Source organism: Cupriavidus sp. L7L, assembly GCF_004353535.1.
Classification (GTDB): domain Bacteria; phylum Pseudomonadota; class Gammaproteobacteria; order Burkholderiales; family Burkholderiaceae; genus Cupriavidus; species Cupriavidus oxalaticus_A.
Map to the genome: position 1 here is coordinate 549,491 of NZ_SMNY01000003.1, position 18,245 is coordinate 567,735.

The following is an 18,245-nucleotide window of genomic DNA, read 5'->3' on the forward strand; positions in this document are numbered from 1 at the left end:
CGATATGACGATCGAAAATAATGGAGATGAAGTAAATGAAAACACTGCTGCTTAAGAAAGAGGAAGTAAGCAGACTGATTTGCATGAGGGAAGTCATAGGTACTGTGGAAGAAGCATACAGGGCCTTTAGCGGCAATCAGGTAGTTCAACCAGGTTATATCGGAATACACCTCCCGCCACCTGGCGGCGAAATCGATTTCAAGCTTGGGTATTGCAAATCCAACGAAATCATCTCCATGAAGGCATCTTCTGGAGGTTTCATTAACAACCCGGAATCTCACGGCGTTCCCAGCGGAATGGGGACTATTCTTCTATTTGATGCGAGAAGCTGTGCGTTGATTTGCGTTATGGAGGGCAGCCTGATCACCGGCCTCAGAACCGGCGCGTCCGGCGCTGTTTCCGTGAAAGTATTGGCAAGAAAGAACGCGAAAAGCATCACCTCTATTGGCACAGGAAATCAGGCGAGGATGCAAATTCGCGCCATCAAAGAGATCATGGACGTTGAAGTGATCCATGCATGGGACAGCAACCCGGATACGCTATCTAAATATAAAACTGATATTGAGACCGAACTCGGCATTCCTGTAGTGATGGCAGATTCCAAAAAAGAAGCTGTTAAGCAGGCTGATATTCTGATTACCACGACCCGCGGTAAAGGATCGTTGGTGGAAGCTGACTGGGTAAAACCGGGCACACACATTGTTGCGATCGGCACAGATCAACAAGGCAAGCAGGAACTGGATCCAGAGCTATTCAGAAATGCAAAAATAGTCAATGATTCAATTGAGCAATGCATCGAAAAAGGAGAAACATGGCACCCGCTGAATAGCAATATTATCACCAAGGACGATATTCACGGGGAAATTGGCGAGATATTGTTGGGCAGAAAGCCGGGAAGAGAAAACGATCAAGAGATCACGATTTTCGACTCGACGGGAATGGCCGTGCAGGACAATACTACCTCAACAAAGATCTATCAAAATGCAATAGAAAGCCAGACCGGGACTTTTTTTGAGTTCTTTGAGTAAGATAGTTATTAAACGCGGAAAATCAATAAGTACCATGTTCGACCACCCTACCATTCATGACATTCGAGACGCCCAAGAGCGGCTGAAGCCCTTCATCAGACATACGCCGTTACTGCGTGCGGAAAAGATCGAAACCGCTTTTGGCTATCAGGTATATCTGAAACCAGAGATGCTGCAAATTACTGGAGCCTTTAAAATTCGAGGTGCACTGAACAAGTCACTATCGTTAACGAAAGATGAGATAGCCAACGGCATCATCGCCACATCGTCGGGCAATCATGCCCAGGGGCTTGCCTATGCCGCAAGGATGCTTGGCGTTAAATCGATACTGGTACTTCCGGTTACCACACCGAAAATTAAAATTGCCAACACAAAAGCCTTAGGGGCCGAAGTTATTCTTTTCGATGGCGATACGGCTGCCAGATGGAAGCGGGTTTATGAAATTGCTGAAGAATGCAACTATGCAGTTGTCCACGCTTTTGAGGACCCTCTGGTAATGGCCGGCCAAGGAACAATCGGCTGTGAAATATTGGAGGATCTGGAAGAGGTAGACACGGTAATTGTTCCCATGGGTGGCGGAGGCCTCATTTCAGGAATCGCTACCGCCATCAAAGAAACCGCCCCATCAGTGCGCGTCATAGGCGCGGAGCCTGCCCTAACGCCAAAGTATTTTTACAGCAGAAAGAATAAAGAGCGCACATCACTTCCTTTAAAAAATACTATTGCGGACGGACTAAGGATAAGTGTCCCGGGCCAGAATCCATATCCCATTATTGAAAAATATGTGGACGAGATCGTTCTGGTAGAAGACGAACTTATAGTTGCCGGCATGCGCATGCTTGCAAAAGATGCAAAATTGATTGCTGAGCCCGCTGCTTCGATTGGTATCGGGGCTTTGTTGGGCGGCAACATTCAATTTAAACCGCATGAGAAAGTTTGCGTGGTTTTGACTGGAGGCAACTGGGACTTAGGCGATTTATCCCAGATATACAAATTTACTGAGTGAAATTGGTCGCTCATGAATTATTATTAATTATGCTAGGTGGTAGGAAGGAAAATTTTCAACCATCGGGGGGCTTAGCTGTTGTGCGCGCTCTCGAATGCCAAAGCACGCCGGCGTCGCCGACCGGCTTGTAACCGGCGTCGAAAGCCGCGGGTACATAGAAGCGAGTAAAGCTCCATGGCTGCGTCAAAGGCGTGATTGCGAAAGCAAGCGCCAGGTACGGCCCTTACCCCAACGCCAGGCGGCGCGGCAAATGCGCTCCATGCGGCACATGGATGTGGCGCGTGTAACGGAAGCAACCCCGGTGATGCAATGTAAGGGAATCTGCCCAACCGTGACCGGGGCAGCCGATGTCCTTTCGCGGAACGGCGCAAGCTGGCCCCCTTGAAATTTGGGTGGCCAATTACTATTTTATTTTCGCTCAGGCAGTCGCGACCGTTGCGCGCTGCGTGTTTCTGTTTGTTTGCCAGCAGCTTGGCAGGTGGATGGGAGCGCGTATGCCCCTTCGCCTCCTCGCTGCATCGAAGGAGGATACGACCATGAGTGATCTATTCTTTGGGACCGACCTTTTCAGCGAACTCGACCGCATGCAGAGGCAGATGGCGAGTTTGTTCGGCGGGTTCCCATCCAGCATCCGCTCCGGCCGTTTCGGGGCATTTCCCCCCGTCAATATCGGCGCCACGGACGATTCCATCGAGATTGTCGCGTTCGCACCGGGGCTCAAGCCAGACAAATTCGAGGTGTCGATCGACAAGGGCTTGCTGACCATCAGCGGCGAGCGCGAAGCGGCGCAAGCGGAGGATGATCCGGAGGTCCGGCTGTACGCGCAAGAGCGATTCACAGGCACGTTCCGGCGTGTGGTCGAATTGCCACAGAGCGCCGACCCCGACAAAGTCCAGGCGCGCTATGCCAACGGCTGCCTGTCTATCAGTGTCGGCAAGCGCGAAGCCTCAAAGCCCCGGGCGATCACGGTCCAGTAACGTGAGGAGAATGCCATGAACGAGACTACCCAAGTGACTGAGCGCAACCAGAACGCGGTGACAAAAGGCCAGGAGGACAGGTCCACGTCGACGATGACCCTGCTTCCCGCGGTCGACATCGTCGAGGACAGCTACGGCGTCACCCTCTGGGCCGATCTTCCGGGTGTGACCAAGGACAAGCTTGAGGTGAATGTCCACGACGGCAACCTCCATATCGAGGCGGAAGCGGTCGTGCCAATGCCCCAAGGCCTGCGGGTGCAACACGCGGAGATTCGGCAGCCTCACTTCGCCCGCGCTTTCTCGCTAAGTGCCGACCTTGACGCGTCGAAGATCGAGGCGAACCTGCAGGACGGCGTGCTCAAGCTGACGATCCCGCGTCGCGACGAAGCGCGTCCGCGCCGCATTGCAGTCAACGTGGCGTGAGTTGCCGCCGCAGGGTACCGGTGGCGTCTGCAAGGGCGCCACCGCAGTACCCAATGGCATCGACCTCGATCACATCGATGCGAAGTTCGACAGAGGCGTATTGACGCTGCGTCTACCCAAGACCGGCTCGTCACAATCTACGGTGAAGAAGATCGAGGTGAAGTGAGCGGAAGATGACGAGCTGCGTCAAGGGAATAGATTCGCGTGAAATCGCAGGACTGGCCTCTATTTTCGCGGCAAACACTTCCCGAGATGGAGACTTCGATGGAATTCGATTCTGAGTGGGTGACGCTAGGCAGGCATCGGGTGCGGCTCAAGTGCACGCGCGGCTTTCCTACCGAGCGGACGCGGCGCGTAGCGGAGTTGGTCACAGTCGCGATCGATAACAACCTCAGCGCGCGGGCCCGTTTGGTCGACGTCACGGCGCAAGGCGATGCTTACGTGATCAGCATCGGCACGACGTTCGAAAAGGACAGAGTGGCGGCCCCCCACCTGGAAGTGGCACTGGCCACGATGTTCGGCTTAGCGCCCGAGCAGATCACGATTGACGTTGTGGTCGTCAGTCAGGCAGAGGTGGATGTGCATTTTGGCGTATATGAGCGAATGCTGGCAGAGAAGCTCGGCACCGTGCCGGCCATTCAGTGAAGCGCCAGGATCGGTTCCTGGCCAATAATGCTTGTGGCTTGAATCCAGACGCCGGCGTTGACACGTGAATGCCCTGAACGGCCGCCCGGACACGACCCGATCGGACGGACAAGCTCATGATCACAGTGATGGGACGAGGAGCAAGGCTATGAACATCCGTCCACTACACGATCGCGTCATCGTCAAACGCTTGGACGCAGAACACAAGACGGCCAGCGGTATTGTCATCCCCGATACCGCCGCCGAAAAGCCGGACCAGGGCGAAGCCCTGGCTGTCGGCCCCGGCAAGCGCCTGGGCGACGGCCATGTCAGCGCGCCGAGCGTGAAGGTTGGCGAGCGCGTGCTATTTGGCAAGTATGCGGGCACCGCCGTCAAGCTTGAAGGCGAGGAGGTACTGGTGATGCGTGACGAGGATATTCTGTGCGTCGTTGAATAGAGGAAGGAACAGAAGACTGGCGTCTCGCGAGGAGTCTCATCATGCCAGCCAAGGAGATCCAATTTCAGGAGTCCGCGCGCCGCCGCGTCGTGGCGGGAGTCAACCTGCTGGCCAACGCCGTCAAGGTCACGCTCGGCCCCAAGGAGCGCAATGTGGTCCTCGAACGATCGTTCGGGCCCCCGCTGATCACCAAGGATGGGGTGTCGGTCGCCAAGGAAATCGAGCTGCGCGACAAGTTCGAGAACATGGGGGCCCAGTTGGTCAAGCAGGTTGCGGCCAAGACATCCGACGTGGCCGGCGACGGCACCACGACCGCCACCGTGCTGGCCCAGGCGATGGTTCAGGCGGGCATGAAGGACGTGGTGGCGGGCCTGAATCCGATTGATCTGAAGCGCGGCATGGACCTGGCGGTGAGCGCGGTCGTCGAGGCGCTGCGCAAGCTGAGCCGGCCCTGCACTACGAGCAAGGAGATCGGCCAGATCGGCGCGATCTCCGCCAACGCTGATGAGGCGATCGGCAAGATCATCGCTGACGCGATGGCCAAGGTCGGCAAGGACGGGGCCATCACGATCGAAGACGGCAAGTCGCTGGAGAGCGAGCTGGAGGTCGTCGAAGGCATGCAGTGCGATCGCGGTTATCTGGCCTCGTACTTCATCAACCAGCCCGAGAAGCAATCCGTCATGCTCGAAGACCCGTATGCCCAGAGTGCAGGAGAAAGTCAGAGCGTTCTTCGGCCGCGAGCCGCGCAAGGACGTCAACCCCGACGAAGCGGTGGCGGTGGGGGCGGCGATCCAGGGCGCGGTGCTCGCCGGTGATCGCAAGGACGTGCTGCTGCTTGACGTCACGCCGCTTTCGCTGGGAATCGAGACCCTCGGTGGCGTGATGAGCAAGATGATCACCAAGAACACCACCATCCCGACCAAGTTTTCTCAGATCTTTTCTACGGCCGACGACAACCAGGCGGCGGTGACCATCAAGGTCTACCAAGGCGAACGCGAGATTGTTACGGGCAACAAGATGCTGGGCGAGTTCAACCTGGAGGGCATTGCACCGGCGCCGCGCGGCATGCCGCAGATCGAGGTGACGTTTGACATCGACGCCAATGGCATCCTGCACGTGTCGGCGCAGGACAAGGCTACTGGCAAGGAGAACCGGATCACCATCAAAGCCAACTCCGGCCTGTCTGAAGGCGAGATCCAGCACATGGTAAAGGACGCCGAGGCTCATGCTGACGAAGACCGTCGACAGCGGGAGTTGGTCGATGCGCGCAACCACGGCGACGCGCTGGCACACAGTTCGCGCAAGGCGCTGACCGAATACGGCGAGAAGCTGGACGCGGACGAGAAGGAGAAGATCGAATCCGCAATCAAGGACCTTGAGGCGGCACTGAAGACCTCCGACAAGGCCGAGATCGACGCCAAGGCGCAGGCCCTGGCCACGGCCTCGCTGAAACTCGGCGAAAAGATCTATGCGGACGATCAGGTTCAGCCGGACACTGGCTCCGGTCGCGCCGCAGACGCGAAAGACGCGAGCGCCGAAAAGAGTGACAAGGACGTGGAGGATGTGGAATTCAAAGAAGCGGGCGCCAAGCAGTAATAGAGCTTCGTTCTCAACCCCTGGCGTCGCCCGACGGACCGCTCTTATTACACTTCACGGCTGGTGCTGCCCGTGATTGGAAGCGACGAGAGCGCTGTCGCGCGGTGCGCTGCACCTGATCCTCAAAGAGGTGTTCGGCATGGCCACGGCGCGCCTGCGGGCGCGCGGGCCGGAATGGGAACCGCAAGCCGCCGTGCTGGCCAGCGCCTCGGCGCACTGGCCGCGTCACACCGCCGGCTCGCACATGACCGACCGGCAGGTTGACCTGCGCTTTGTGCGCGACAACTTTGGGCACAGCTCGCTGTCGACGACGAGCGGCTACCATCGTGCATGGGCCCTTTTGTGAAGACCAGCTGTCGCCGGATATCCCTGGGCCCGTTCAACTCGCAACCCATTGGAGTACAGGCATGGTCGCAGTCAAATACGACGATCTTTCCATGTCCTTCGAGTTCGTTAGCTGCGCGGCGCCGACGGCGCACAACGCCTATGTCTCACTCGATACCGGCAAAATCTATTGGACATCTGAATTCAATGACGACTTCGACGAGGAGATTCCTGACGACATTGAAACTTCGGACCGCTACGTTGCAATACCGCATAAGACCGAGCTCGGTCTTGGAAGACGTCTCGCCCTCCAGTTTGTCGCCCAAGAATTGCCTGAGCGTTACGATCAGGTTGAAGAATTCTTCCGACGGCCAGGGGCTTACGCGCGCTTTAAGGATCTGGCGGAGCGCGAAGGCATTCTCGAGATCTGGTATTCCTTTGAAGCCGACTGTGTCGAAAGAGCTCTGAGGCAATGGTGTGCCGAAAACGGGCTGGAGGTTCTGGAGTCGTAGGCGCCGCTTAGACATGCCGAAAGAATCATTCGATGTCCTGCCGGCGACGCGGCGCCCCCTTGATGCCCGGTTGGCTACCGCCAAGATTCGCGAGTCGTTTCGCAGCTTCACGCTGGATCAAGGCCTTTAGTGCCTCGCGCACGAGTGCCGTTTTCTCCTCCAGGCCCTATAGGCTTGAGCCTTGGCGATCAGGTCGTCTTACCAAACCTTCCCAGCCTTTCCGAGCCTTCCGCTTTTCAGCCCACCAATATGATCAAAGCGGCATATTGGACTTTGCGGTAGTCCGCCTCGGAACGTGAACTGACCACGGTCAGGTGCCTTTCGCACAACGCTTGACTCTGCTGTTTTGAAGCCCCTAGCTGGCTTTCCATGGGGACCGCCGACAAACTATGGTTCAAGGTAGTCACGGTCTGGACGAAAACGGGCTCGCGCTCGTCGCGGTGCCCGAGGCGCAAGAGGTGAAGTATGGCTACCATTCACCGACGGCATTTCTTCACCCCCATGGAACTCCGGGTGCGAGATGTCACGCTTTCTGTGAGCGACGATTTCCGGACCCAGCGGGACAAGCTCGCGCGCATCATGCTGGACGCGATGTACCAGTTCGTGGGCCTGCTGGATGCGCACGGCACGATGCTCGAAATCAATCGTGCCGCGCTCGAGGCGATTGGCATAAGGATGGACGACATTCGAGGGAAGCCGTTTTGGGAGGCACGCTGGTGGGTGGGCTCACCAGAGACCCAAGCGTTGCTGCGAGAAATGATCCAACGCGCAAGCCAGGGCGAATTTGTCCGTTGCGACTTCGAAAACTACGTCAAGGGCGAGAGCGAGAGCGAGGAGACGATCATTGTCGACTTCTCGCTGCTGCCAATCAGGGATTCGAACGGAAACGTTGTATTCCTGCTCCCGGAAGGACGCAACATCACCGAGAAGAAGCACGCAGAAGCCGTGCTGGCGCGGAAGAATGAGGAACTGCAGGCAAGCTGGGAATTGATCCGCCGCCAGCACGACGAACTCCAGAGCCTCTACGACAGGCTTCAGGCCGAGCAGAAATTGTCGGAGCGGCTGTTGCTCAATCTGCTGCCCTGCTCGATCGCTGAACGGCTGAAAGCGCGTCCAGATCTTGTCGCCAGCGGCGATCCGGAACTCATCGCCGACAGCTTTCCGGACGTGACGGTCCTCTTTGCGGACATCGTGGCCTTCACGCGGTTTTCGTCGGGCATGAGCCCCGAGCAGCTGGTGGCCGTCCTCAATGAGATCTTTACCGAGTTTGACACCGTTGCCGACCTCCGCGGCCTCGAGAAGATCAAAACCATCGGCGACGCCTATATGGCGGCCGCGGGGCTGCCGGAGCCGGCACCTGATCACGCGGTGCGGGCTGCGCAGATGGCGTTGGACATGACAGAGGCCTTCATGCACTTCAACCAGCGCACCGGCTTCGACCTGCAGATGCGCATTGGCATCCATAGCGGACCAGTGGTCGCCGGTGTCATCGGCAAGCGCAAGTTCATCTACGACTTGTGGGGTGCCGCCGTCAACATCGCAAGCCGGATGGAGTCCCACGGCGTGGCCGGACGGGTGCAGGTCACCGACGCGACCAGGCGCCTGCTGGGCGACTCGTTCCTGTTCGAAGAGCGCGGCGCAATCGAGGCGAAAGGGATCGGCACGCTGCAAACGTGGTTCCTGACGGGCCGCAACCCGGCTTGCCGGGCTGGGGCGATGGTGAGGTGAGGTAAGTCGAAAGGCAAGAGAGCTCTCACTCCAGAGGGATCGAGGACCTGATGCCAACGTAGTTCTGCAGAACTTCTAGCCTACTTCCCAGTTAAGAGCCACGGTCCCGCGGGTGATGATCCTCGGCACTGGCGGTCGCATGATGAGCGCGGTTCGCACGAAATGCTGGTCTTCAACACTTCAACAATTGATGTGCCGCGGCCACCGACGCCGTGGCCGCCATCGCCCTACAGGGCATCAAGGCATAGCTCCTCCGAGGCATTGCAGCGGCGTGAGCATCGCAACAAGTGCCAATGCCACCATCTCCGCAAGCTGGGAAGGCAAGGCCGCTTCACCTTCGAAACGGAATGATCCTTGCGCGCACGAGCCAATGCGCGACGGAAGGGCTTGCGAGCTGTATATCCATAGCGGTCCGTGCCAGGCACCCCGGTGGGTGCCCCCTCGCCATTATCCAGCCATTGGAGATCCTCGATAGGACCATGAGCGGCTGGTTTTGACTTTCGCGCACCAGCAAGCGCGCGATCGCCTCGGAGGTGCGCTGTCGCCTGATGGCCGGATCCATCGTCGGCAATGCCGAACCGGGCTCAACGACACTCAACAGACAACTGCTTTGGACCAAACGAGGAAAGGCCGCGCAAGGTCAGCCGAAAGGCGTAGCGTTGGGCACAAAAATAATTTACATTGCGCTTTAGTCAGCATTTTCGTCCGGCTCTGGGTGACTACTGTTGAATATTGTTATAGATCAAGCGCTTAGCGCAGTTTGCGATGGTTAGCGATCCCAGCCTCAACGCCGTCACCAAGCTCACCCGCACCGAATTTGCCGTAGTCCGTGCCTATGCACAAGGCATGCGGCCGGTGGACATCGCCAACCGCTACTTGGTGGACCCGGATGAGGATGAGCACCTGAGCGAGGCCCAGGCGATCCAGCGCATCCTGGCATTGCGCGACCGCCTGGTGCAGTTCGCCCTACAGCACGGTCAGCCCGAAATCGCCAGCATGTTTGAAGCGCTGCGGGCGCGGTCGGATGTTGGCATGACCCGGCGGGTAGACGCTGTGTCGGCGCTTGAGCAGCTTGGGCAGAGCTACCCCCAGCCACAGCACGAGGTCTCGCTTTGGTTCAAGCCGAGCCTGGCGCGCCGGCTGGCGGCGGCCAATATCCGGCGGATTGAGGATCTGACGTCCTTGGCGAATCGGCGCGGCAGCAGCTGGTGGCGCGCTGTACCACGTATCGGCGCGCAGTCGGCGGAGGTCATCACGCACTGGCTGGTGCGCCAACGAGCTGCCATGGGCGCTGCGGCAGTCAATACCTATGTGCTTCCGCCTGCCGCCCATGCCCGTCGCGACGCCTTGGTGCCGCTCACCTTGGCCCCCGGTATGCCATATCCGGTGCCACTCGAGCATATGCTGGCGCCAGCGGCAAATTCCGCAGCAGGGCGGACGCTCGGCGACGATCTGGCGTTCGTACGCGCCTGGCTAAAGGACCGGGCGCCACATACCCACAACAGCTATCGGCGTGAGGCAGAGCGGCTGCTGTTGTGGAATGCGTCGCGAAAGAAGACGTTGAATGCGTTGGAGGTCTGCGACCTTGAGGCATATGAGGAATTTCTGGCGGACCCGCAGCCGGCGGCGTTCTGGTGCGGCCCGAGCGGGGCGCGCGACAGAATGCACTGGCGGCCTTTCGAAGGCCCGCTGGGGACCAGTTCGGTGGCGGCAGCCTTGCGGGTAGTTCGGGCACTGCTTCGCGCATTGGCTAAGTGCGGGCATCTGACGAACGCCCCGCTCATTCCAAGGCAAGCGCCCGCCACGGCACCCACGGCGCTGCGCCTACCGTCCCACCAAGCCGCCGTGGAGGCCTTTCTGGCTTGGCTGGGAGAAGCGGGACAGGGTCCGCGACATCGCGCTGCGCTGGTTGCAGCCCAACTGATGCGCAGTTGCGGCGTGCCACTGAGCGAGCTGGCGGTGCTGCGCTGCGCCAGCTTACATTCCAGCGGTAGCGGCACGATATTGCAACGCCAAGGTTCGCGCCGGCTGGCGGTGACCATCGATATCTCCGTCCAACAGGCGTTACAGGCGCATTGGGCCGACCGCGGCTGGGCAGACATGATGCCACCGGCGCAAGCAGCGCTATTAGCCCCGACGGAACGACCGGACACCACGCGCGGGCGCAATAAGAGCCTGGAAGGCGTGGTGGCCGGCTATTCGGCCAGCGGCCTTGATCAGCTGCTTCGAAGCTTGTGGCGCCGCTTCTGCGATCAATGTGGACTTCCTTGGGAGGGTTTTTCACCCGGACAGCTTCGTAGCCGCGTAGGAAAAGCTTAATCCTCGACCGCTGTGCACCGAGAGTAGCCGACTCCAGGGTCGCATTCATTCATTTACCATTATCCTAATAATGGTATTGCAATGAATATAATAGGAGGCCTTGGTTCAACCCCTAACCTGGGGCGGCATGGCTGTGCTTGTTGCCTATCAATGCGTGTATGACATCCGACCGATCTGTCCCGGCCGCCTTGCCGCATGAGCCGTCTCTTGTACCGAACGCGCTAGCTAGGCCAGTGCTGCCCGCCGCGGCCACCGATGCGCAATGGGCCCGAGCCTGGCTCGACGCGAAATCGGCTGCAGGGTTGGGACTGAGGGCTACCACGCTTGCTCAGTACGAACTCGAGGCGCGACGTCTCTTGTGGTATGCCAATGACATTGGCCGGCCTCTGGCAGCTTGGCAGGTCTCGGATGCCAGTGACTACCTTGCCTTCCTTGCTAACCCGCCAGCGTCTGCGGTCAGCATGGGCCGGGCACGCCGGACTAGCCCGAATTGGCGGCCGCTCCAAGGGCCACTATCGGAGGCTTCGCGGCGCCAGAGTGCAATCATTGTCGGCATCTTGTTCGACTGGCTGGTGCGGGTCGGCGCACTGCGAATCAACCCATTCGCCACAGTGCCGCGAGCGCGTGTCGCGACAGGACTTGGTTCTCAGCGACGCTTTCTGGAACTCGAACAAATCGATGCCGTATTCGAGGCGATAGAGCGCAGGGCGGCATTTACGGAGTCGGCACGGCTACACAAGGCTAGGGACCGCTGGCTCGTTGCGCTCCTATTTCTGACTGGATTGCGCGCCTCGGAAGTCATCGCGCTCACCTGGGCGGACTTCGAATGCCTGGTTGGGCGTTCCGGCCCATTCTGGACGGTACGGATCCGACGGGCTAAAGGAGGCGACGATCAGCTGGTGCCGTGCGACAACGTCATGGAAGAACTGGCACGGTTTCGGCGGCTTGTTGGACTACCGCCAACGCCTAGCTCGTCGGATAGCATGGCTGTCATCCCAGCTCTTGGCGGTGGACGACAGCCCTCCAGGCACCAAGGTCCCAAACCTACTGAACGCCAGGAAAAGCTAGACCGCCGATTGGGTACGCGCCAGGCGATTTACATAATCGTTCGCACGGCGTTTGACGAGGCAGCCCACCGCCTGACGTCCGAAGGACGGACCGAGGATGCTGCTCGGCTTCGCACGGCGTCGACTCACTGGTTGCGGCATTCGCACGCCACACATCTGCTACGCGCCGGCGTACCCGTTACCGACGTGCAGCGCGCACTAAGGCATCGCGATATCAATACGACCCGCAGATATACCCACGAAGCGCTGGAGGATGTGGCGCATGCCCTGGCGGGAAAAATTTCCGGCGGAAGGGAATCGTAAGCCCCGAAGCGGCAAAGGCAATGTCCTACGCAATTAGGAACCCGCACGCGGTCCGCGCCCATTCGTCGTGGTTCTGTCCCAAGTTGGGAAAGTCGGGCATCCGCGCGAGGTACGGTCCCAGGTCGGGAAGTCGGGCGTCCAGTCTAGGCACCGTCCCAAGTCGGCACGGTCTGGCACCCGGTCGAGATACCGTCCCAAGTTGGGAAGGTCTGGCCCCTAGTCGAGATACCGTCCCAGGTTGGGAACGTCTGGCCCCTAGTCCAGGTATCGTCCCAAGTCGGGACCTGGCACCAGATCGAGGTACCGTCCCAAGTTGGGAAGGTCTGGCCCCTAGTCGAGGTACCGTCCCAAGTTGGGAAGGTCTGAGTCCCCTAGTCGAGGTACCGTCCCAAGTTGGGAAGGTCTGGTCCCCTAGTCGAGGTATCGTCCCAAGTTGGGAAGGTCTGGTCCCCTAGTCGAGGTATCGTCCCAAATTGGGAAGGTCGGGCCCCTAGTCGAGGTATCGTCCCAAGTTGGGAAGGTCGGGCGCACAGGCGAGGTACCGTCCCAAGTTGGGAAAGTCCGGCATCCGCGCGAGGTACCGTCCCAAGTCGGGAAGTCGGGCGCCCAGGCGAGGTCCCGTCCCAGATTGGGAAGGCTCGGCGTCCAGTCGAGATACCGTTCCCAGTTGGGAAGGTCAGTCTTCCAGCAGAGGCACCGTCCCAAGTTGGGAAGGCCTGCGCCCACTCGAAGGACGGTCCCAACTTGGAATCTGCGCGCAGCCAACGCGCCCGGAAGGGGTACTCCCGACACCAGGGCGAAAAAAAACCCGCTAAGCAAGCGGGCTTTTCAGTTTGATATTACTTGGGCTGGTGGTGGAATGTCTCGCTGATGAGCTCTCGAATTTGCGTCTCAAGCGCTTGCGACATCGCACCGGCTTTAATCTTCACGGTAAAACCGTTGACGTCCTTCGTAATAGACCCCGCCTGCTCTTTCCCCGAAAAAAACTTGTCAATGCTTCGCTCACTCGAGGAGCTAGGCTCCGAGGTCCGTCGTGTTGCCAGCGCCTTGATGGCTCCTGCGGCTTTACCCTGGTCCATCTTGCCAGACGCCACGAGCGGCCAGATCTCCTTCGCGGCATCGCTACCAGCTTCCCCGTACTTGCGGATCGTCGTCACGATCGCCTCCGCAGCGCTTCCGCCGAGCAACCGGGGCTGAAGGTCGAGGTCCTTCACGACGAAGTCTGGCAGCTGTGCAAAGCTAAGAAACCGGTAGAGACCGCTTTTGGAAAGACCCAGCGCCTCTGCCAGGCGTACCCGCGAGGGAAACTCCTTCTCCGACTGCCGGATAGACAGGGCAATTTCATAGTCGGACAGATCGTCGCGGCTGATATTTTCGACCATGGCGAGCACCGCCATGTCGGCATCAGAACACTCCACGACAACTGCTTTGACAGCATCCAGACCAAGCATTTTGTGAGAGCGCCACCGCCGCTCACCTGCCACGATCTGGTAACCCGTCTCGGCGCGGCGCACCACAATAGGTTGCATGAGTCCGACTTCACGAATCGACTCTGCGAGCTCCGACAGCTTGACTTCGTTGAACACGCGCCGAGGCTGCCATGGATTCGGGACGATGTCCGCAACAGCGAGTTGCGACGCGACGCCAGCGGCCTCCAACTCCTGGACACGGAGTTGCGCAACGGCCAATGCCCCGGTCAGGCCCGGTGCCGTCTGGGTACGGTCGTTGCGCTTGACCTCGTCTTGCTTAATCGCCGAGGTCTTTCGGATGCCCGCCGTCTTGGCCAGCAGCTGCTCTCGCATATTGCTCATTGCGCGTTCCTCCACTTTTCCGCATAGATATCATCCAGCCACCGGCAGTAATCAAAAATGGGCTGGCGCACGCGCTGCAGCGACTTGGATGCGCTATGCGTGCTGCTCACGTCAAACACTGTCGAGAATGCCAGCGCACCGGTGCTCATTACCGAGCTCGCAGGCACCTCAATCGGATGCAACCACTTTTCATAGGCACTCTCGGCCCAGGCACGCACAATCGGCGCGGACGAGGTGCGCCCATAGTCAACCTTGGATAGCAGCAACGAGACGAAGTCATATTTCTTGTCCGCCTCATACTTGATGAAGCTCTTGGAGACGTCTGAGAACAGACGCCAGAACGACAGAGAGCTGATGAAGTCAAGGTTCTCCGGGACCATCGGCATGACCATCGCATCTGCCGCGAGCAACGCGTTCAAATTCATGTACGAGAGCGATGGCGACGTATCCATCAGGATGTAGTCATAATGCTTGCGCAGCGGCTCTAATCCCTCCCGGAGCACCGTCCAGAAACGGAAGCCAGGTTTGATTTTCTGCATAGCGGGCAGATGAAACTCTGCCCCAATCAGTTCCGTGTGCGCGGGAATCAAATCCAGGCCATCCCAATAGGTAGACTGGATGCTACCCATCAGTCCCCCTTCGATCTGCTGGTCATAGATAAAGGGCAAGACCGTGTCTTCCGGCGTGACATCTTTTTCCGCATACAAGCCGCACAATTCCGAGAGCGAGGCTTGGGGATCCAGATCGACCACGAGGACTTTCCGACCGCGCAATGTCAGCCCTTGGGCAAGACACATGGTCGTGGTGGTCTTTGCGGACCCACCTTTTAGCTGGGCCGTGATAATGATTTTCCCTTCAGGCTCACGCGTTCCTGTGACCAGAGGCGTCTGATAGATGTCAGAAACCTTCTGCACCCAGATGCGTGCCTCCTCCAGCGTGAAGGTTCTGGTACGCCCTGTACCCGCGGCTTTTCCAGGCGGCAGGTCGCCGTCACCCTTGGTCGCGAGATACTGGACTTGGGAGTGAGAGATGTTGCACAACTCTGCAATCTCCCCCGTTTTGAAAATCGGCGCGGTTTTTCTCGGCCGAGGCGCGAGAATAGTTTCGCGAAGTTCGTCCGTGAAAATGGTGACCCTTTCCGCGAACTGGGATATCTGCTCTAGCGGTACAGTTCGGTCGACTGCAGGAAGTTGGCTCGTTTTCACCATTTTGAGGTTTTTCCGGAAAATTCGAGAAAGCTCAGAATACAGGAAATGCTTGAGTTATGGCGCATAAGCCGCTGATCTTCAACGAAAGTTTTGGGAAAAACAACAAATTTGATTAATTTTTGGGCAGCTTGGGGATGTCTTGGAAGGCACGTCCTGCCTAACCACGTCCGTGAGCAGGTGCGCTTCCTATAACCGACAGCACAAATGACCTCACCTTCCTCCCGGAATCCGCATTCCACAGGGCCAAAGGTGAGGTCATTTGTGCAGTTCCATAGAACAGGTGAGGTCTCCTGGAAAGGTTTCAGCACAACGAACCTCACCTTCCCTCAGTGCCCCGAGAAGGTAGGGCAGCGCCGAGCGTTACTGCACAATCAACCTCACCTACAACTCGAGCTCGCCCAGGTGTGCCCTCAGAACCAGCCATACCCCGGAGTGACGGTTATACAGATTCGCAAAAGTGCGGATAAAGATGGGTCATCGCGACTGTGAGGGCATTTCGGGGCGGCCAACTGCCTTACTGCGAGGCGTCAAGCGGGCACAATAACCCTCACCATGCCCAACTACGTGTCATCGGCTGTCACCAAGGTGAGATTCATTGTGCAAAGCAACATGGATCGTCGTCGCACAAACAACCTCACCTTAGCGTCTTGCACAAATAACCTCACCTTAGCGTCAAGGCCCTAATCGGCGCAGTGTCGAGTCAAGGAACTGGCGCTACTCCTCAGACTGATTCGCCAAGCAGTGCAGGTGCTCTGCCAGATCTCTCGGGTCCGCTTGTCGCCCGCTTCCATGATTGAACCAGCGACGCATAAATGGGTACTCTACCTTGGCCACCTCCCGAGGACTTCGCGCGGCGCTTCGATACGCGAGTGGTTGCGTGCTGTGGGTTGGATGTTTTTGAAGTAAACAACCTAACCCACAAACAGAGAAACTCGATGTTCTTATAAATCAGAGACTTAACCTTCAAAAGGTGCGGTTCAATGTGTCAAAGGTGAGGTTCTCTGTGTCGTCATGGTGAGGTTTACTGTGCGGGGACGGTGAGGTCTATTGCGCGCGTTGGTGAGGTTCCTTGTGCTGATACTTCGAAGGTGAGATGTATTGTGCGGCACCTGTGGAAAAGTCCGATCCGGCTAAGCAGTTCATGGGCGTGGCGCCTCAAACGGTAAACATGGGTGAGGTTCGTTGTGCGCCAGGTGAGGTTTGTTGTGCGCCTCAAATTCCGTTCGGCCGAACTCGCGACGCCAATGGGTGATGGTGAGGTTTGTTGTGTTGACAGGACCTCACCATCACATGCTAGAGTGCCCGAGCACAAAAAAACGAGCGGGGAAAGACGAGTATGTCGACGGACAATCCGGTGGAGGTCAACGCGAGGACGACGCCTCGCCAGATGGCGCTGGCATTGTTCGAGGATATGTTCGACCTCGGGATGCCCATCAGCGAGGCCAACCGCGAAATCGGCTATCAGCGCAATAACTTCTTCACCGAAATCGTCAACATGGGGTTAGCGGCACGACGGTTTCTAGATGCCGCCTATTTCATCGTCGCGCAAGATCCCGAGATTCCTGACCAATACGATGTCGAGCTGAACTACTTCAAGTGGTTGATGCGCTATGACAGCCGTAACCTCAAGCATCTTCGAACCATCGCGGACGAAGCACAGAACGCCAAGATCCGGGTCACCAATACCCCATCGGACCGTGAGCCCGATGAGAACGATATCTGGATCCAGGTTCAGCTCATCGGCATGGTGGCCATGCACCGCGGACGCATCCGCTTCGATGTCCACCATAGCCTGATTCCCCATATTCGAGACCCCCGCAAGTCTCACTGGCTCAGCCTTCGCATCTCAACGGCTTTCACCCGCAGTCTCGCCCGCGCGATCTATGACAAGGTCTTGCCAAGCGTGCCCAACGGGCGTACGGACTGGATCAGGCTTGAGGAAATGCGCACCTGGCCAGGCAAGATGGGGGCGAACGCGAACATCTTCAAATACTTCAAGCGCGACTGGTTGGAGCCGGCGGTCCGCGAAATCAATGAGATCTCGGACATCGAACTCAGCTATGAGACCAAGACGGAGTCGACGTCCTCCAAGAAAGTCGATCGGATTCGCTTTCTCCTGAAACGCAAGGACACCGCCGACGCCGTAATGGCAAGCCTGTCCGATGCCAGCCAGATCTATAAGATCCTGAAGGACGAGTTCAACCTCTCCACACGCCAGTTCGGCGAGATCTCCGAGAATCGCGAGACATGGAACGACGATCGCATCCTGCAGGCAATCGAGTACACGCGGTTCAAACTCAATCGCGGCCAGATCAAGAAGAGTCCCGCCGGCTATTTGATGAAAGCCCTACGCGACAACTGGAGGATGTCCGACGCTGAACGGACGATGGTTCAGGTGCAGACCAAGCTGCTTGTCGAGGAAGAGCAGAAGGAAGCCGCGAAGATCGCGGTCAAGACAAGCGTGGAGCGCAGTGTCGCCTCGCGTGATGACGAGACCCGCGCTCGCATGAACGAAGAGTCGCGCCAGGGCCGCGAGCACTTCGGTGCGGCCGATACCAAAGCGCGACAGGAGTTTGCACGGGCATGGCTGGCCTCGCGCGAGGGCAAGCTCGTGCTGAAGCGGATGAAGCTGGACGCCTCGTCCGTGTCAGAAGACGTGATCTTGGCCAACTCGGAGTTGGCATGGTATCTGGGCCAATTCGTATTTGGGCGCATGGCCGCGTCACGTGCCTGAGGGTCGCCGATTTCCAACTTTGCCGTAACTATTGCCTGCCACGGAACAGGTTGGTGGTAGACCTCCGAGACAATGCAGGCCCTCCCATGAATCGTGGGGCGCCGCCGCCACGCGGATCTCTTAGCCCC

General features: G+C 58.3%; 14 protein-coding genes and 4 pseudogenes. 15 read left to right on the top strand and 3 right to left on the bottom strand.

Annotation, left to right across the window (positions count from 1 at the left end; translation table 11 throughout):
• Positions 1–35: 35 nt before the first annotated feature.
• The 11 genes and pseudogenes from E1J61_RS04535 (at position 36) to E1J61_RS04585 (ending at position 6,947) form a co-directional block, all read left to right on the top strand.
• On the top strand, positions 36–1,028 hold the full coding sequence (locus E1J61_RS04535; protein WP_133092919.1) for an ornithine cyclodeaminase family protein: 993 nt from the start codon (positions 36–38) through the stop codon (positions 1,026–1,028).
• 34 nt (positions 1,029–1,062) lie between these two features.
• Positions 1,063–2,034 carry a threonine/serine dehydratase gene (locus E1J61_RS04540; RefSeq protein ID WP_133092920.1) on the top strand — a complete coding sequence of 324 codons (972 nt, stop codon included), beginning with the start codon at positions 1,063–1,065 and terminating at the stop codon, positions 2,032–2,034.
• A gap of 536 nt (positions 2,035–2,570) precedes the next feature.
• Positions 2,571–3,011 (top strand): Hsp20/alpha crystallin family protein, encoded by a 441-nt coding sequence (locus tag E1J61_RS04545; RefSeq protein ID WP_133092921.1) that lies wholly within the window; start codon positions 2,571–2,573, stop codon positions 3,009–3,011.
• 15 nt (positions 3,012–3,026) lie between these two features.
• Positions 3,027–3,434 (top strand): Hsp20/alpha crystallin family protein, encoded by a 408-nt coding sequence (locus tag E1J61_RS04550; RefSeq protein ID WP_133092922.1) that lies wholly within the window; start codon positions 3,027–3,029, stop codon positions 3,432–3,434.
• A 1-nt stretch (position 3,435) separates the two neighbouring features.
• The gene (locus tag E1J61_RS04555; RefSeq protein WP_243736773.1) at positions 3,436–3,600 is read left to right on the top strand and encodes an Hsp20/alpha crystallin family protein; all 165 of its coding nucleotides are present in this window, start codon (positions 3,436–3,438) and stop codon (positions 3,598–3,600) included.
• A gap of 98 nt (positions 3,601–3,698) precedes the next feature.
• The gene (locus E1J61_RS04560; protein WP_133092923.1) at positions 3,699–4,079 is read left to right on the top strand and encodes a hypothetical protein; all 381 of its coding nucleotides are present in this window, start codon (positions 3,699–3,701) and stop codon (positions 4,077–4,079) included.
• A 148-nt stretch (positions 4,080–4,227) separates the two neighbouring features.
• Positions 4,228–4,515, top strand: coding sequence for a co-chaperone GroES (locus E1J61_RS04565; RefSeq protein WP_133092924.1), 288 nt, complete (start codon positions 4,228–4,230; stop codon positions 4,513–4,515).
• A 41-nt stretch (positions 4,516–4,556) separates the two neighbouring features.
• Positions 4,557–5,207: pseudogene (locus tag E1J61_RS04570) on the top strand (TCP-1/cpn60 chaperonin family protein); the annotation flags it as partial.
• Positions 5,206–6,111, top strand: a pseudogene (locus tag E1J61_RS04575) (Hsp70 family protein); the annotation flags it as partial. The pseudogenes E1J61_RS04570 and E1J61_RS04575, both read left to right, overlap by 2 nt.
• Positions 6,112–6,168: 57 nt before the next feature.
• Positions 6,169–6,457, top strand: a pseudogene (locus E1J61_RS04580) (tyrosine-type recombinase/integrase); the annotation flags it as partial.
• Between the two features lie 61 nt (positions 6,458–6,518).
• Entirely contained in the window at positions 6,519–6,947 is a 429-nt protein-coding gene (locus tag E1J61_RS04585) for a hypothetical protein (protein WP_133092925.1), read from the top strand.
• 25 nt (positions 6,948–6,972) lie between these two features.
• On the opposite strand, the pseudogene E1J61_RS38115 reads toward E1J61_RS04585, so the two are convergent.
• Positions 6,973–7,139, bottom strand: a pseudogene (locus E1J61_RS38115) (type II toxin-antitoxin system VapB family antitoxin).
• Between the two features lie 273 nt (positions 7,140–7,412).
• On the opposite strand from E1J61_RS38115, the gene E1J61_RS04590 reads away from it, so the two are divergent.
• The 3 genes from E1J61_RS04590 to E1J61_RS04600 all read left to right on the top strand — a co-directional run bounded on the left by E1J61_RS04590 (position 7,413) and on the right by E1J61_RS04600 (position 12,364).
• Positions 7,413–8,675 carry an adenylate/guanylate cyclase domain-containing protein gene (locus E1J61_RS04590; protein ID WP_133092926.1) on the top strand — a complete coding sequence of 421 codons (1,263 nt, stop codon included), beginning with the start codon at positions 7,413–7,415 and terminating at the stop codon, positions 8,673–8,675.
• A gap of 765 nt (positions 8,676–9,440) precedes the next feature.
• Positions 9,441–10,994, top strand: a complete 1,554-nt coding sequence (locus E1J61_RS04595; RefSeq protein ID WP_133092927.1) for a phage integrase family protein — start codon at positions 9,441–9,443, stop codon at positions 10,992–10,994.
• A 461-nt stretch (positions 10,995–11,455) separates the two neighbouring features.
• Positions 11,456–12,364: a site-specific integrase gene (locus tag E1J61_RS04600; protein ID WP_243736786.1), complete on the top strand. Its 909-nt coding sequence runs from the start codon at positions 11,456–11,458 to the stop codon at positions 12,362–12,364.
• A gap of 839 nt (positions 12,365–13,203) precedes the next feature.
• Here E1J61_RS04600 and E1J61_RS04605 read toward each other — a convergent pair.
• A complete protein-coding gene (locus tag E1J61_RS04605; protein ID WP_133092929.1) occupies positions 13,204–14,175 on the bottom strand; it encodes a ParB/RepB/Spo0J family partition protein in 972 nt (323 codons plus the stop codon).
• Complete coding sequence (locus E1J61_RS04610) at positions 14,172–15,383, bottom strand: ParA family protein (RefSeq protein WP_133092930.1); 1,212 nt, start codon at positions 15,381–15,383, stop codon at positions 14,172–14,174. The genes E1J61_RS04605 and E1J61_RS04610 overlap by 4 nt, the downstream gene beginning before the upstream one ends.
• A 1,336-nt stretch (positions 15,384–16,719) precedes the next feature.
• Between E1J61_RS04610 and E1J61_RS04615 the strand changes: the two genes are divergently transcribed.
• Positions 16,720–18,117, top strand: a complete 1,398-nt coding sequence (locus E1J61_RS04615; protein WP_133092931.1) for a replication initiation protein — start codon at positions 16,720–16,722, stop codon at positions 18,115–18,117.
• Positions 18,118–18,245: the final 128 nt, after the last annotated feature.

Coding starts and splice junctions, on each gene's coding strand:
- E1J61_RS04535 (WP_133092919.1), top strand. CDS start 36: ATGAAAACACTGCTGCTTAAGAAAGAGGAAGTAAGCAGACTGATTTGC.
- E1J61_RS04540 (WP_133092920.1), top strand. CDS start 1,063: ATGTTCGACCACCCTACCATTCATGACATTCGAGACGCCCAAGAGCGG.
- E1J61_RS04545 (WP_133092921.1), top strand. CDS start 2,571: ATGAGTGATCTATTCTTTGGGACCGACCTTTTCAGCGAACTCGACCGC.
- E1J61_RS04550 (WP_133092922.1), top strand. CDS start 3,027: ATGAACGAGACTACCCAAGTGACTGAGCGCAACCAGAACGCGGTGACA.
- E1J61_RS04560 (WP_133092923.1), top strand. CDS start 3,699: ATGGAATTCGATTCTGAGTGGGTGACGCTAGGCAGGCATCGGGTGCGG.
- E1J61_RS04565 (WP_133092924.1), top strand. CDS start 4,228: ATGAACATCCGTCCACTACACGATCGCGTCATCGTCAAACGCTTGGAC.
- E1J61_RS04585 (WP_133092925.1), top strand. CDS start 6,519: ATGGTCGCAGTCAAATACGACGATCTTTCCATGTCCTTCGAGTTCGTT.
- E1J61_RS04590 (WP_133092926.1), top strand. CDS start 7,413: ATGGCTACCATTCACCGACGGCATTTCTTCACCCCCATGGAACTCCGG.
- E1J61_RS04595 (WP_133092927.1), top strand. CDS start 9,441: ATGGTTAGCGATCCCAGCCTCAACGCCGTCACCAAGCTCACCCGCACC.
- E1J61_RS04600 (WP_243736786.1), top strand. CDS start 11,456: ATGGGCCGGGCACGCCGGACTAGCCCGAATTGGCGGCCGCTCCAAGGG.
- E1J61_RS04605 (WP_133092929.1), bottom strand. CDS start 14,175: ATGAGCAATATGCGAGAGCAGCTGCTGGCCAAGACGGCGGGCATCCGA.
- E1J61_RS04610 (WP_133092930.1), bottom strand. CDS start 15,383: ATGGTGAAAACGAGCCAACTTCCTGCAGTCGACCGAACTGTACCGCTA.
- E1J61_RS04615 (WP_133092931.1), top strand. CDS start 16,720: ATGTCGACGGACAATCCGGTGGAGGTCAACGCGAGGACGACGCCTCGC.